Annotated in this window: 15 protein-coding genes; 9 read left to right on the top strand and 6 right to left on the bottom strand. The window is 35.9% G+C overall.

Translation table 11 applies throughout. The features are described 5' to 3' along the window. Window positions 1-19: 19 nt before the first annotated feature. From KVT27_RS21670 to KVT27_RS21655, 4 genes are all read left to right on the top strand, one after another. Window positions 20-877, top strand: a complete 858-nt coding sequence (locus tag KVT27_RS21670; RefSeq protein WP_036121074.1) for a CvfB family protein — start codon at window positions 20-22, stop codon at window positions 875-877. A 138-nt stretch (window positions 878-1,015) separates the two neighbouring features. Continuing rightward, window positions 1,016-1,930, top strand: a complete 915-nt coding sequence (locus KVT27_RS21665; protein WP_217581915.1) for a DUF1002 domain-containing protein — start codon at window positions 1,016-1,018, stop codon at window positions 1,928-1,930. 132 nt (window positions 1,931-2,062) lie between these two features. Continuing rightward, on the top strand, window positions 2,063-2,344 hold the full coding sequence (locus tag KVT27_RS21660; protein WP_008177108.1) for a GNAT family N-acetyltransferase: 282 nt from the start codon (window positions 2,063-2,065) through the stop codon (window positions 2,342-2,344). Window positions 2,345-2,787: 443 nt separating this feature from the next. Then, window positions 2,788-3,096, top strand: a complete 309-nt coding sequence (locus KVT27_RS21655) for a hypothetical protein (protein WP_008177106.1) — start codon at window positions 2,788-2,790, stop codon at window positions 3,094-3,096. Between the two features lie 17 nt (window positions 3,097-3,113). Here KVT27_RS21655 and KVT27_RS21650 read toward each other — a convergent pair whose 3' ends face one another. From KVT27_RS21650 to KVT27_RS21640, 3 genes are all read right to left on the bottom strand, one after another. After that, window positions 3,114-4,256, bottom strand: coding sequence for an MFS transporter (locus KVT27_RS21650; protein WP_036121065.1), 1,143 nt, complete (start codon window positions 4,254-4,256; stop codon window positions 3,114-3,116). Between the two features lie 121 nt (window positions 4,257-4,377). Further along, a complete protein-coding gene (locus KVT27_RS21645) occupies window positions 4,378-5,898 on the bottom strand; it encodes a succinyl-CoA:acetate CoA-transferase ScpC (RefSeq protein ID WP_031416501.1) in 1,521 nt (506 codons plus the stop codon). Between the two features lie 349 nt (window positions 5,899-6,247). Next, window positions 6,248-6,898, bottom strand: a complete 651-nt coding sequence (locus KVT27_RS21640; RefSeq protein WP_008177095.1) for a LytTR family DNA-binding domain-containing protein — start codon at window positions 6,896-6,898, stop codon at window positions 6,248-6,250. A gap of 505 nt (window positions 6,899-7,403) precedes the next feature. On the opposite strand from KVT27_RS21640, the gene KVT27_RS21635 reads away from it, so the two are divergent. From KVT27_RS21635 to KVT27_RS21620, 4 genes are all read left to right on the top strand, one after another. Next, complete coding sequence (locus tag KVT27_RS21635) at window positions 7,404-8,198, top strand: helix-turn-helix transcriptional regulator (protein ID WP_025114261.1); 795 nt, start codon at window positions 7,404-7,406, stop codon at window positions 8,196-8,198. Window positions 8,199-8,364: 166 nt separating this feature from the next. Beyond that, on the top strand, window positions 8,365-9,123 hold the full coding sequence (gene yidC / locus KVT27_RS21630; RefSeq protein WP_008177090.1) for a membrane protein insertase YidC: 759 nt from the start codon (window positions 8,365-8,367) through the stop codon (window positions 9,121-9,123). A 51-nt stretch (window positions 9,124-9,174) separates the two neighbouring features. Then, window positions 9,175-9,426: a hypothetical protein gene (locus KVT27_RS21625; RefSeq protein ID WP_008177088.1), complete on the top strand. Its 252-nt coding sequence runs from the start codon at window positions 9,175-9,177 to the stop codon at window positions 9,424-9,426. A gap of 150 nt (window positions 9,427-9,576) precedes the next feature. Further along, window positions 9,577-10,359 carry a M15 family metallopeptidase gene (locus tag KVT27_RS21620; protein WP_217581914.1) on the top strand — a complete coding sequence of 261 codons (783 nt, stop codon included), beginning with the start codon at window positions 9,577-9,579 and terminating at the stop codon, window positions 10,357-10,359. Window positions 10,360-10,411: 52 nt separating this feature from the next. Here KVT27_RS21620 and cls read toward each other — a convergent pair whose 3' ends face one another. Then, window positions 10,412-11,869, bottom strand: a complete 1,458-nt coding sequence (cls, locus tag KVT27_RS21615) for a cardiolipin synthase (protein WP_036127405.1) — start codon at window positions 11,867-11,869, stop codon at window positions 10,412-10,414. 167 nt (window positions 11,870-12,036) lie between these two features. After that, complete coding sequence (locus tag KVT27_RS21610; protein WP_217581913.1) at window positions 12,037-13,197, bottom strand: MFS transporter; 1,161 nt, start codon at window positions 13,195-13,197, stop codon at window positions 12,037-12,039. A gap of 335 nt (window positions 13,198-13,532) precedes the next feature. Between KVT27_RS21610 and KVT27_RS21605 the strand changes: the two genes are divergently transcribed. Then, on the top strand, window positions 13,533-13,670 hold the full coding sequence (locus KVT27_RS21605) for an Lmo0850 family protein (protein ID WP_164908744.1): 138 nt from the start codon (window positions 13,533-13,535) through the stop codon (window positions 13,668-13,670). Between the two features lie 57 nt (window positions 13,671-13,727). Here the strand turns inward: KVT27_RS21605 and KVT27_RS21600 are convergent. Further along, window positions 13,728-14,263: FtsW/RodA/SpoVE family cell cycle protein (locus tag KVT27_RS21600; protein ID WP_217581912.1), on the bottom strand; the 536-nt coding region annotated here is incomplete at its 5' end.

Raw genomic sequence — 14,263 nt, 5'->3', positions numbered from 1 at the left:
TGGAGGAAAGGGAGACAATATGGACGCATTAAAATCAGGTGAAGTCGTTACATTAACGGTATTAGAGCAACAAACATCAAAATGGATTTTAACAAATGGAGTTGAAGAACTACCTTTAAATGCTTCAGAGGTAACAGAGCCGCTAACAGTAGGTGACCGCCTTGAAGTATTTTTATTTGTAGATCGACGAGGGGATTTAGCTGCTACAACAGCAATCCCAGCTTTTACACAAGGAGAATATGGTTGGGCGAAAGTGCTAAAAGTAGTAGAACGTGAAGGGGCATATGTAGATATAGGTTCCTCCCGAGAAGTGTTAGTTAAAGCAGAGGATTTACCACCATTAAAAGAAGTATGGCCGGTTCCAGGTGATCATTTATTTATGACATTACGCACAGATCGTAACGGTGATTTATTTGGACGATTAGCAACGGAAGAAAAGATTTCGGAGCTATATGAAGGTGCATTTGAAGATTTGCATAATAAAAACATTCAGGCACGCCCATACCGTTTGTTACCAGTTGGCTCGTTTTTACTAGGTGTAGAACATCCATATCGTATTTTTGTGCATGAATCAGAGCGTAATGCGGAGCCACGCATGGGCCAAGATGTAGTAGTTCGAATTATTGATGTAAAAGAAGATGGCTCCATGAACGGTTCTCTTTTGCCGAGAAAACATGAGCGCCTTTCCGATGATGCGCAGCAAATTTTGAGCTATCTACAGGATGTTGGGGGCAAAATGCCATTTGGCGATAAATCCTCTCCTGAAGAAGTTCAAGAAATGTTTCATATGAGTAAGGGTGCCTTTAAACGTGCATTAGGAACATTGATGAAAGCTGGTAAAGTGAAGCAACAGGACGGCTGGACTGAAGAAGTCTAGTGGACGATTAATTAAATTAAATAATAGCGACAAGAGACATCCTTGAAACCTTCTCTTCTTTTTTACGTACTAATAACTGTATAGTGGTATACATTATTCAGGCTAATTATGAGGTTTTATCGAAAGGGGTCACACGATTTGAAAAAAACTTGGATGAAAATACTAACAGCTACTATGTTGGTATTTGGTGTGATGGCACCAGCGACAGGGTTTGCATCTGATAATACGCCTCCGAAAGCAATTGATGAAAAGTTAGGCGTTCCAATCGTTGTATATGGGGCAAATTTATCTGAAACTGAAAAAGAGTCAGTAAAAAAATCATTAAAAGTCAATGAAGAACCTGAAATCGAAGAAATAACGGTATCAGGTCAGGATCTAGTTAAATACATTAAAGATAGTAATTCAAGTTCCCGCATGTATTCTTCTGCTAAAATTACACGAAGAGATGTAGGGGAAGGTCTAGTAATAGAAATTGTCACACCAACAAATATTACACAGGTGACATCAGAAATGTACGCGAATGCAATGTTAACGGCGGGGATTGAAGATGCTACAGTACAGGTGGCTGCACCTAAGGCGGTAACAGGGCATTCGGCGTTAGTTGGTATTTACAAGGCATACGAGGTTACTACAGGTGAAACGCTTGATATTGAACGAACAGATGTAGCAAATGAGGAGTTATCGGTTGCAACATCTATTGCTGAATCTGCAGGTGTGGATGATGCAAAGGTAGCTGAATTACTTACAGAAATTAAAAAGCAAATTGCTGAATTAAAGCCAGCTACACGTGAAGACGTTGAAAAGATCGTTCAAGAGCAATTAAACAAGCTTGACATCAATTTAAGTGAAAAGGACCGTCAATTGCTCGTAGATTTAATGGATAAAATCAGTAAGCTGGAAATTGATTTCAGTAAATGGTCTGAACAATTAAACGATATTAGTAATACGATTCAGGAAAAGTTCGGCTCTCTTATGGAAGATAAAGGATTTTGGGAGAGTGTGAAAAGCTTCTTTACTAATTTAAAAGATACTATATCTTCTTGGTTTAACTAATAATGAATAATAAAAGAATCTGTCATACTCATCTACTAGAATGAGTGGACAGATTCTTTTTGTTTAGAAGAGTCGCAAGTTTTGTGAAAATCCAAAAGGCTATGGTACTATGTTTAAAAGGAGTGGTGAGAAATGGAATTTCAATTACAGCAATTAGCAGGAAATAAATTTGCATTTTTGAATGAGCAAGCAGGGGAAAGACTTGCAGAAATTACTTGGCAGCAAAACGGGCAAGTAATGGTAATGGATCACACCTATGTATCAGATAAGCTCCGAGGTCAAGGGGTGGCCAAACAATTGCTTGATCAGGCAGCACAGTATGCGCGTGAACACGGCTATAAGATGGAAGCAGTTTGTTCCTATGTAGTAGCGGCCTTTGCCAAATCAGATGCTTATAATGATGTAAAACGATAAAATAAAGGCAATCTGCTTAGAAGGTAAGCGGATTGCCTTTTAAATTCTAAAGTAACTCATTCAAGTAGCTCCTTACAAAAGTATAACACCATAAATTAGTACGGTTAAAAGGCCTGCCCCCCCTACTAATGAAGCCATGTCTATCCAATCATACGCTAAATCGAAATCCTTCATCATAATCACGCTCCTATTTTTAGTATTAATTCATTAATTCCCTTTACTTGCCTTTTATAATCATAAAAAATTACATAATTATGATAAATGTCGAAAATTTAGCTGAATGTGAATAGAAGAATAGGTTGTACGGCGGATATGTAGGCAAGTATATTTCTTATTCTTATATATATGCAGATAGAGATAAAAAAATAAATGTTTATTCTTCTAAGAATAGGGAAAAACTATAGTACAGAGCTAGTTTCTATATTTTTAGGAGGTAATAAATTATGGCTAAACGAAAAGGAACAGGTGTTGTCATTGCAGGATTAGCGGGATTAGCAGCATCTTATTTAAGTAAAAAAGAGAACCGTGATAAAGCACTATCGATGTTTAATAATATGAAATCAAGATTAGAATCTTATCTGACAACAGGTCCTGATATGCACGACAATATTGCAGAACGCGTATCAACAGAGGTGGCAACAGAGGCTGGTACTTCTCCAACGAAGATTGCCTCAAATGAAATGGTCGCTGAAGGTGGAGGACATACTGGTGTCCACTTCTATAATGAGGAAATTCAAGATAAGGAAAAATAATGACAAAACCTTCTCATCTATGCATGAGAAGGTCTTTTGTGTGGGAGTAAGATTACTCCAGCAAATATTAATAATACAATTCCCGTAAAGATAAAGCCACTAATCACTCCAAGTGATAACCATCCTAACAAGGAAGAACCTAATACTACACCAAGAGAGAAAAATGCATAGAAATAACCATATGCTTTTCCTCGTATTTCAGCAGTTGTAGAATCGATTAAAAGTGAATTGACGGAAGGGAAAAGGAACCCAAACCCTACCCCATAACATGCCATTGCTAGATAAAGCAAAGAGCTAGAATCAGCTTGGCTTATTAATAATTGGCTTAATCCCATTAATCCAATACCGAGTGACAATGTTTTTAGAGGATTAACCTTATCAAAAATACGATTAGTTGGTAATAAAAAAACAAGTACAGCGATAATACCAAATGTGCTCATCAATGTGCCACTTAAACGAGAGTCAAAGCCTAGCGATTGAACTTTGAGCGGTAGAAGATATGCAATTACACCTTGTGAAAACATTAAGAAAAAGGCTCCTGAAAATGCCTTTAATGTTCCTGTATTATTAAAAAATACACTTATCGGTATATATGTACTTGGTGCCGCTTTTTCTTTTTTTACTTGATTTGCTCTTAGTAAAAAGAAAGAAAGGATCCCTAATAAAAGCATAAAGCTTGCAGTAATATTAAAAACAAATGGGACACTTGTCCGGCTTGCTAGAATACCACTAAAAGCAGGGCCAATAATAGCAGCAATACCAACAAATGCGCCAGAAATAGCACTACCCTTACCTCTTTTTTCTTGCTCAGTAGCGTTTGCTAAAAATGTAAAGGCGGCAGGGACAATGAAGCCTGCAACAAGTCCATGAATAAAACGGACTACTAAAAGCGCAAATGGCTCCTCTACTAAGTTATAAAGTGTTAATGATAGACCTGTTGTTAAGAGACCAACGATGAGTATGATAAAAGGTCCTTTGCGATCCGTTAAAAAGCCTGAAATAATATTACCAAATGTATTGGATAACGAATACATACCTACTGCAAGACCTGTAAGGAATGCTGATGCTCCTAAAGACTCAGCATATGTACTCATAACAGGTAGCTGGGTAAATAGGTCGAAAAAAGAAAAGAAAATAATTACATAAATAAATTTTTTCATAGCTCCTCCCATGAATTAGAACAAATTAGTAAGATAGTTGCATATATTCCTATTATAACATTTCCAATAAAAAAGAACGCCCAATAAGTTTTCACTTAGTAGGCGTCCTGAAAATTGAAGATTAAGCTTTTGACACTTCTTTTTTCATTGTTTTGTTTTTAGCAAGGTTTACATGCCAAGAAAGTGCTTCCTCTAAAAGGTGAGGCGTTTGATGGCTACCAGTTGCTTCGACAGCACGGTTGTAGTAATCCCATAATTGCTCTTTATAATCTGGGTGTGCACAGTTTTCAATAATTAAAGGTACACGTTCTTTTGGTGCAAGACCACGTAAGTCAGCGATACCTTGTTCTGTTACGATAACATCTACATCATGCTCAGTATGGTCAACGTGAGATACCATTGGTACGATAGAAGAAATTGCTCCACCTTTTGCGTATGATTTTGTAACAAAAATACCAAGGCGTGCGTTACGAGCGAAGTCTCCTGAACCACCGATACCGTTCATCATACGAGTACCAGAGACATGCGTTGAGTTTACGTTACCATAAATATCTAGCTCAAGAGCTGTGTTGATTGAGATTAGACCCAATCGACGGATAAGCTCAGGGTGGTTAGAAATTTCTTGTGGACGTAAGCAAATTTTATCAGCATATTTTTCTAAATTGCCATATACTTTTTGCTGTAATTCTTCAGTCAATGTAATTGAAGTTGCAGCGGCAAATTTAACCTTACCTGCATCGATTAAGTTAAATACTGCATCTTGAAGTACTTCTGATGCCACGATTAAATCTTCAAATTCTGAATCTGCAAAGCCATCAAGTACAGCGTTTGCAACAGAACCAACACCAGATTGTAATGGCATTAATTGTTTTGTTAAACGACCTGCTTTAATTTCATCGCTGAAGAAGTCTAATAAAATGTTTGCCATAGTTTGTGTTTCTTCATCTGGAGGTACGATTAATGAAGGAGCATCTGGCTCTTCAGAAATAACAATTGCTTTAATTTTAGCTGGATCCACTTTAATACCGATATCACCAATGCGTTGCATAGCGTCTGTCATTGGAATAGCTTCACGTTTACCTTGTTCGCCAGGTACATAAATATCATGGATACCGATTAAAGCTTCTGGATGTGAGATGTTTAACTCGATAATAATATTTTCTGCATATTCTGCAAAGATAGGTGAGTTACCTACAGAGTTTGTTGGAATGATTAACCCATCTTCTGTAATAGCAACCGCTTCAAGAATTAAATACTTAATTGGTCCGATAATTCCTTGGCGCACTAGCTCAGCATTATGAGAAAGATGAGCATCTACATATAAAACATCACCAGAGTTAATTAAATTACGGATACCAGCGTCTCCTTGGAATGGTCCACGTTTACGAATGGCACCAGCTTCTGCTAAGTACTTATCCACTTCTGGTCCTAATGATGCACCTGTATATACATCAATTTTGAATTCTTCATTTTTTGCTCGCTCAACTAAAGCCATTGGCACAACTTTTGCGTCCCCAGCACGAGTAAAACCACTCATCCCAACTACATCACCATTAGAAATAAGCGCTGCTGCTTCTTCAGCAGTGACAATTTTACTCTCAAGCTCTTTTAAACCTAGGCGTTTTTGAACATTTGCATCCATAAAAAAATCCTCCCCTAAATAATTTTGATGGAAACCGATTACAAAACTAGAAAAAACATTTGAGAATTTTCTGTTTATTCAGTTGTAGTATGACTCCAACCATTTGAATAATACTATCACCAAATTGTCACAATTACTTTATGAATAGCATTAAATTGAGTAAAAAAAGGAAAATCGAGCATTAAGATGATTTTTCGACAGAGAAAACGTTTTATTGTAGAGCTGTATAAATATAGGTAATTACTACATAAAAACTATGCGAAAATTGTTAATAGGGGACATGAGGAGTCTATTTCGGATTAAAAAAATACAGCGAACAATCCACATAGATTGCTCGCTGTACTTAAAATTAGAAACCTAAAGAACGACGGAAATAGCTTGCGTAGCGTTGGCTAACAGGGATACGAGTACCGTCTTTCATTATTAATAAAAACGTTGAGTGAGAATCTGGTTGAATTTCATCGATGTAGTCAATGTTAACGATGTAAGAGCGGTGACAACGAATAAATGAATCAGGTGCTAAAAATAGCTCTAAATCACTTAGGTTTAAACGGTGATAACCTTCACGAGACATTGTTTTAACAAATGTTTTACGGAGTTGTGTTTCTAAATAAATCACTTGATCATGCTTAATTGGGTACCAGCAATCATCGATTTTAATGGTAATGTAGTTTGTTAAGAATGCTGATGGTTTTTGCGGGAAGATAGCAGTGATAGCTCCTTTAGTTTCGCCTTCCTCCATTAAAGGAATACTCATACCGTAATAGGCTACACCGAAAACATCAGGTTCGATGTACGAGCTAATTTTTTGACCATAGCTTAGGGCTTTATGAGCCGCTGAACCTTCTTTAATAGGGTCGCCAGGTTTAATTTTTAAATCAACCTTCTTACTTGGCTGGTAATACAAATACTCATTGGTATCAGAGATAGCAATGGAAGTATTCTCGGGAAAGAATTCCTTAATGATCTCCATAATTTCTTCTATTTGTTTTGGTTCCACTTTAAACACCTCGTCTAAACTTTTAAAAATAGTATTATCATCTATTTTACTACATAATCATATAAATTATATAGAGAAGATTTAGGAATAAAATAGAAAAATGTCGATTGACTCATTAGAATGGTGAAATTTGTCTTGTATAATTTGTAAATACATTTAGATAATGACTAAAATATTTTGATACGTATATGGTAAAATTTAATTGTTAGGAATAAGTTTACAAGGTTTCTACTATGCCTATGTGATAAATTAGAACTAGAGTAGCAATTAAAATGTGGTTGAAAGGAAATCGCAGAATATGGTAAAATTCACTGTATAGTCTATTTTCTTGTGTTCTGGTGTTTAAGTTAGGTTATTTATAAGGTAGTTTTTTTAAAAAAATGTGAAATAGGACTCAGTTCTTAAGATAAATTAATAAATACTATTTTCTTATTTTTTATTCACTGGGATTGATGTCAAATATTGTAATGCAGTTCGTGCACTCTGAGGAAAGATGGGGAAGATTATGCAACTACATCAACATTCTATGTCAGAAACGATTTCCAAAAGATACTTCCAAGAAATCGATAATATAAATCAATATATCGGCGTCGAAGAATTTTTTAATATTGAGTCGAAATTAATTTTTGAAATTTACCATTTAGAATCCACCAAAGCGAAAAAATCTTTACATGAATTAATTGATATTCTTTCAATTCGTTTTGGGAAGCAGGTCATTAAAATTGTTCGAGGTTATTTTTCCGTTTTGTCTTCGATCGTTGCTCGAAAATTGCTAGACAATCAAGTACCTTCAAAAAAGGCATTTGCTTTCAATATTGCTTGTAATGATATGATCGAAAACCAAATGAAAGACGCAGAATTTTTGCAATTTGCCGATGATTTAATTGATTTCTTTGTTTATTTTATTGCAGATCGCAAACAACCGACTTTCCGTCATCAAACTGTCAACAAAGTGATCATGTATATAAATGATGAATTAGAAAATGATTTAACTGTGGAAAGTATAGCTAATAATTTCCACATAAGTACTAGTCACTTATCACGTATTTTTAGAGAACATGTAGGTATTACATTAGTTGAATACTTAAATGTTCGACGTGTAGAAGAGTCACAATACTACTTACGACATACCAACAAAAGTATCACATCTATATCTGATCAATTCCATTTCTGTAACCAAAGTTATTTTACACGTATTTTCAAAAAGTATACTGGTGTTACACCGAAGCATTTTAGAGATGAGCTCCATCATGAATTTTACCGATTTGAAATGGCTGAGACAGAATTACAAAATGCATAGATTTTGAGCATAGAACAATATGAGGTGCGGAGGTGTTAGCTATACTGCTATAGCTCGCACCTTTTTTTATGAAAATAACAAACATAAATAGGGCACTTCTATTTGATAAAGATAGACCCTATAAGGTATACTTCACAGTAGTTGATAAATTATAGTAGGTGGAAAAATGAAAAATTTGAAACTATTTTCAATGCTTGGGCTGGCTGTTTTTGTACTTAGTGGCTGTCAGGCAGTGCAAAACAAAGAAGGCTTTTTCTATAGTATCTTTGTAAAACCTATGGAATTTTTATTGGAATTTTTCGGAAACAATATCTTTGCAGGTAGTTATGGTTTAGCAATCATAGCGATTACTGTTCTAATCCGTTTAGTCTTAATGCCAATTATGTTGAAAAATTATCGTCAACAACAATTGATGAAAACAAAAATGGATGCCTTCAAGCCTGAAATGGAAGCAGTTCAGAAGAAAATGAAAGAAGCTAAGACAAAAGAAGAGCAAACGCAATATCAACAAGAAATGATGGCTCTCTATCAAAAGCATGGCATTAATCCATTAAACATGGGATGCTTACCAATGTTAATCCAAATGCCGATTATTATGGGTCTTTATTTCTCAATTTTATATTCAACAGATGTGAAGTCACATGAGTTTTTATGGTTTAGTTTAGGGTCACCTGATATCGTCATGACGATTGTAGCAGGTATTGTTTACCTCGTTCAGGCACGTGTATCGTTATGGACTGTACCTGAGCAGCAAAAGGCTCAAATGAAAATGTTTATTTATATTTCACCAATTATGATTGTCTTTATTTCAATGTCATCTATGGCAGCATTACCTTTGTATTGGTCTGTCAGTGGTGCGTTGTTAATTCTACAAACATATATTGGGCGAAAGTACTATTCGCAACATCCAGAAAAAGCAAAATAATTTATTCATGTCGAGGCGCCTCTGTTGCCTCGATTTTTTTAGGGGGACAACATGATGAACAGAAAATGGCTATCATCCATTTTAGTCGCTATTTTTAGTATTGCGGCACTTGTATTTATTATTATAGGGAAATTTAATTTTGCTGTACTTGCAATGACGATTATGTTTGCCATGTCAAATGGCTTTAGAGCAAAAAGTTTTGAAGAACAAGGATATGGGAAAGAAGCGAAATGGATGAAGTATATGGCGATATTTTTTGCGTTAGCTTCAATCATCGTATTCATCATTATTCTTACAGACTAATATTTACAAAATAACAGGTGAATTTCACACCTGAACATGTGAACAGTGCTAAAATGAGATTATATCAATCAAGTAATAAAATAAGATAAGTATTTACAGAGGGAGGACCTACTCTTTTCGTATTTGCTATTTTTAAAAGGGGCATAAATAGTGAAAAACAATCGTCTTTTGCTCATCATGGGTGCTTTGATTTCTGTTGCGTTAATCGTATCTATTTTTGTAGTTTACAACTATAAAAATAATCAAGTAAATAGTGCATCTAATGAGCAACCAAAATCTACAGAAACAAATAAATCAACAGAGCAAGATTCTTCTACAACTGAGAAGACAGACACTACACCTGAAACAACTCAAAAGCCAGAGCAACAACCAGACGAAAATGGCTATCTGCCTAATCAAACATTACCTACCGAACCTACTTATATAAAAGGCATTCTGCTAGCAAATAAAATTTATCCGCTTCCTTCTACCTTTGCACCTGAGGAAAATCCAGAGGCAAGAAAAGCGCTTAATCAAATGCTAGAGGCCGCCAAGCAACAAGGGTTTGATTTAGTTGCTTTTAGCGGTTATCGTTCTTTTGAATATCAAACAACACTTTATAACAACTATGTTAATCGTGATGGACAAGCAGCGGCAGATCGATACAGTGCTCGTCCAGGCTATTCAGAACACCAAACAGGCTTAGCGTTTGATATAGGAGAGCGTGGAAAAGAAGATGTTTGGCTGACAGAGGAATTCGGAGAAACACCAGCAGGTCAGTGGTTATTTGCACACGCTCAAGAGTATGGGTTTATTCTACGATTCCCTCAAAATAAAGAGGAAATTACAGGCTATATGTATGAGTCTTGGCATTATCGTTATGTTGGTAAGGACGTAGCTAAAGAAATTGCTAAGCAAAGCATTACGCTAGAAGAATATTTAGGCGTGAAATAAGAAAAAGGAAGAGATGCGGTTCTACACGAACAAGCTCTCTTCCTTTTTCATTTTATAAAATAGGAGTTAATAACCGAGATATTGATTCTTTAAATTTGATCAATGATGAACGGTTTTGGTACATCTCCCACGTGAGCTCTGTACAATCAAAAATATCCTTTTCAAACAGCTCCGCCAGCTGATGCGAAATGTTGGCATCATAGATAAAGGCATTCACCTCGAAATTTAAGCTAAAGCTTCGAACATCGATATTAGCTGTACCAACAGTGGAAGCTTCATCATCGATAATGATAGCTTTGGCATGAATAAAGCCCTTTTCATAGATATATACTTTTGCTCCTGCACGAAGTAGCTGTCCAACATAGGAATATGTAGCCCAATAAACAAACATGTGATCTGGCTTGTTAGGGATCATAATACGTACATCGATACCGGACAAAGTCGCAATTTTAATGGCATCTAAGAAGCTTACATCTGGAATAAAATAAGGCGTTTGAATATAGATATACTTTTGGGCCATATTTATCAGCTTTAAGTAACCAATCTTAATTTGCTCCCAATCGGAGTCGGGTCCGCTTGATACAATTTGTAAACCAACATCACCTTTTTTCGGGATGGCAGGGAAGTAGCGGTCCGAGTAACCCATCTTTTGCTGGGAGCTTGCTTGATTCCAATCCAATAAAAAGCGTGTTTGGAGTGGATGTACGGCACTACCTTCAATACGTAAATGTGTATCTCTCCAATACCCAAACTTTTTTTGTAAGCCTAAATATTCATCCCCAACATTAAAACCTCCGATATAGCCAATGCGGCCATCAATGACAACGATTTTTCGGTGATTTCTAAAATTTAAACGGGGATTCAGGAGTGGAAAGATGGAAGGGAAGAAGACTTCTACCTCGCCTCCGGCATTAAGCAATTCTTTGAAATGTCGTTTCTTCACATTTCGTGAGCCCATCTCATCATAGAGGAGGCGTACTTTGACACCTTGCTGCGCCTTTTTAATTAGTGCTTGAACGATTCGTGTTCCTAAATCATCAAGACGGAAGATATAGTATTGAATATGGATATGGTCCTTAGCCGCTTCAATATCTTTAAGGAGCTGTTCAAATTTATTGGCCCCATCATCAAAAATATCTAGATGATTGTCCTGCGTTAAAACAGCATTGTTTGTTCTAAGGTGCATGTAAATCATCTCTTGATAATTCTCTGCATTTGAAATACGAAACTCAAATGTTTCATCACGAATGGCATCCATTTGATAGTTGATGAGCGTATCAATACCGATATCTTTACGCCCTTCCCAACGGAATAAATGTTTTTTTCGTAACTGTCTTCCAAGTAATAGATACAAAATAAACCCAACTAATGGTATGAAAAATAGTACGAGAATCCATGCCCATGTAGATGTAGCATCTTTACGTTCTAAAAAAATGATAGTCATGGCTAATAAAATATTAAAAAATAAAGTTAAAGGAACTAAGTATTCTATATCTGTAAAAATGCTCATTCCTACACCTACCTTTACTATTGATAATAACATACTTAGTATAGCCTACTTCAAATGAGGAAAGAAGATTTTAAGTAGCTAGTTAGCATAGAAAAGGATTATCTCTATGACTTACTAGAGATAATCCGAATTGCTTGTTAATCATTCTATCGTAGCCATGATCAATGTTAATCAAAACGCAACGATTTTTTAGAGGCTTTAAAAATAAAAATTAAGCTAATAGAAAGAATAGCGATTACTGCTGATGTATAGTAACCGAGACTTGCATGCATCGTAAATAACCAGGTGAAAAATAGAGGACCTAGTATGCGTCCTAGATTATCCATGGAATAAGATAGTCCAGCTGCTGTACCATATTGCCCGCCAGATTCTTTAGAGGATAGTGAAACAACACATGTTCTTGCAAGTGCGTTTCCGGCTGTAAAGACACATAATGCTAGCCCTGCGATAAATAGGTTAGCGGTTAACGTGAATAAAAGCATCCCCACGGCTGTTACAATTTGTGCCCCGATTAGCCAAGTTGTCTCACTACCGTTTTTAATTCGGCGAACGACACCACCTTGTATCGCAGCATCAACAAAGCCACTAAACATAAATAAATAACCAATTTGTAATGGTGTAATTTGAATTTTTTCGATTTGGAATAGTTGGAATGTAGCTTCAACACCTGCTAACATAAATGTTACTAAAAATGAAAACATAAATAAGTAACGCACACGGTATTGTAGCATTTTCCCAGCACCTTTTGGCACAATAGCACGTTTATTTGTATCTTTTCGTTTTTCAGGTTCTTTTAAGACGAAACTTGCATAAATAAATAATAGTCCAATTAATATAGCTGATGCGATAAACGGTAATTGCAAGCTATAATGCCCTAGTATTCCACCAATTGCTGGGCCAAAAATAAATCCTAGACCGATGGACATACCCATAAAGCCCATATATTTATTACGTGTCTCCTCGCTAGACATATCTGCAATAAATCCTGTTACAGCCGTATATAAAGCTCCAGAAAATAATCCTCCTACAACGCGGGAAACATATAAAATAGCTAAGTTATCAATAAATAATGAAAAAATAACAAAGCTTAGGCTAAAACCAATTAGTCCCGTTAAGATTAGCTGTTTACGTCCTACCTTATCTGATAGCATGCCCCAAAATGGTGCAGTGAAAAAGCTAGCTAATGAATAGACGGTCAGTAAGCCACCAACATGGAGATTATCCCAATTTTGCTGCACAATAACCTCAGGTAAGACTGGAATAATAATACCGAACCCTAGGTAAACGAGGAATTGAACAGACATTAATAATAAAATTGCCTTTTTCATACAGTTCCCTGCTTTCATACAATATTTCAATATGTATATTCTAACCCCGTTGTTCTTGCTATTACAAGAAAACGGAAGGAGAAACATGGATAGACGGCTTTTCTTTTGCTGTGAAATAGAGTAAATGAATAAAATATGGGGGTTTAGGTTAGTTTATAAATGTTTGGTGGTGAACAGGGCAGGGTATAAAAAAAATACAATGTCACAAAAAAGAAAAATTTCAAAGCAAAGTTAAATGGTATGATAAACTTGTCAGACATCATACTCGTAGAAAAATGAAACTTTTTTGCCAATTAAACGTTATATAAAATCGAGGAAAGATTGAGGTGGAATGTATGAGGAAAGAAGTAGATTTGAAAAAGATTGTTTCGAATTTATCTAAGTTGGGTGTAACAGCCACTGTAACAAAGTCTCGACTAGAACTTTTAAAAGTGCTAACACCACCAACGCAGACACCGCAAGTTCAAGCTTAACTCGTTTACAATAGAAAAAGGGAAGTCTCTGTAATAGAGGCTTCCCTTTTTCTATTTTTATTCATCTTCATCATGTGTAGTAAACATGTACGTCCGATAGTGGAACCTCATACTAAAGACAAGTCCGATAGCTAGAGCATTTCCCATTAATGAACTACCACCATAGCTAATGAATGGAAGTGGAATACCGGTAATCGGTAATAATTGAATCGTCATTCCTATATTCTCGAACACATGGAATGTAATCATAGCGATAATACCAGCACAAACATATGTTGAAAATGGATCTTTCAATAAAAGAGTAGTTTTTGTTAAATGATAAATTAGTAGGAAGAAAATACAAATAACAATACTTGCTCCAATAAAGCCCCATTCCTCACCGATTACAGTGAAAATGAAATCGGTATGGTTCTCTGCAACATAAACTTCCCGGTTTCGAAAGCCCTTACCGAAAATTTCACCTGATCCAATTGCATTGAGCGATGTGATTAAATGGTAACCATCACTGGAAGAATAGGAGTAGGGATCAAGCCAAGAATAGGTTCGAGCGAACTGATATGTTTTAAAACCGAAAGTTTTCTCTAAGAAATCTT

It is taken from the genome of Lysinibacillus sp. GbtcB16 (assembly GCF_019091145.1).
In the GTDB taxonomy this organism is placed as follows: domain Bacteria; phylum Bacillota; class Bacilli; order Bacillales_A; family Planococcaceae; genus Lysinibacillus; species Lysinibacillus fusiformis.
This window is presented reverse-complemented; position numbering and strand designations above follow the sequence as displayed.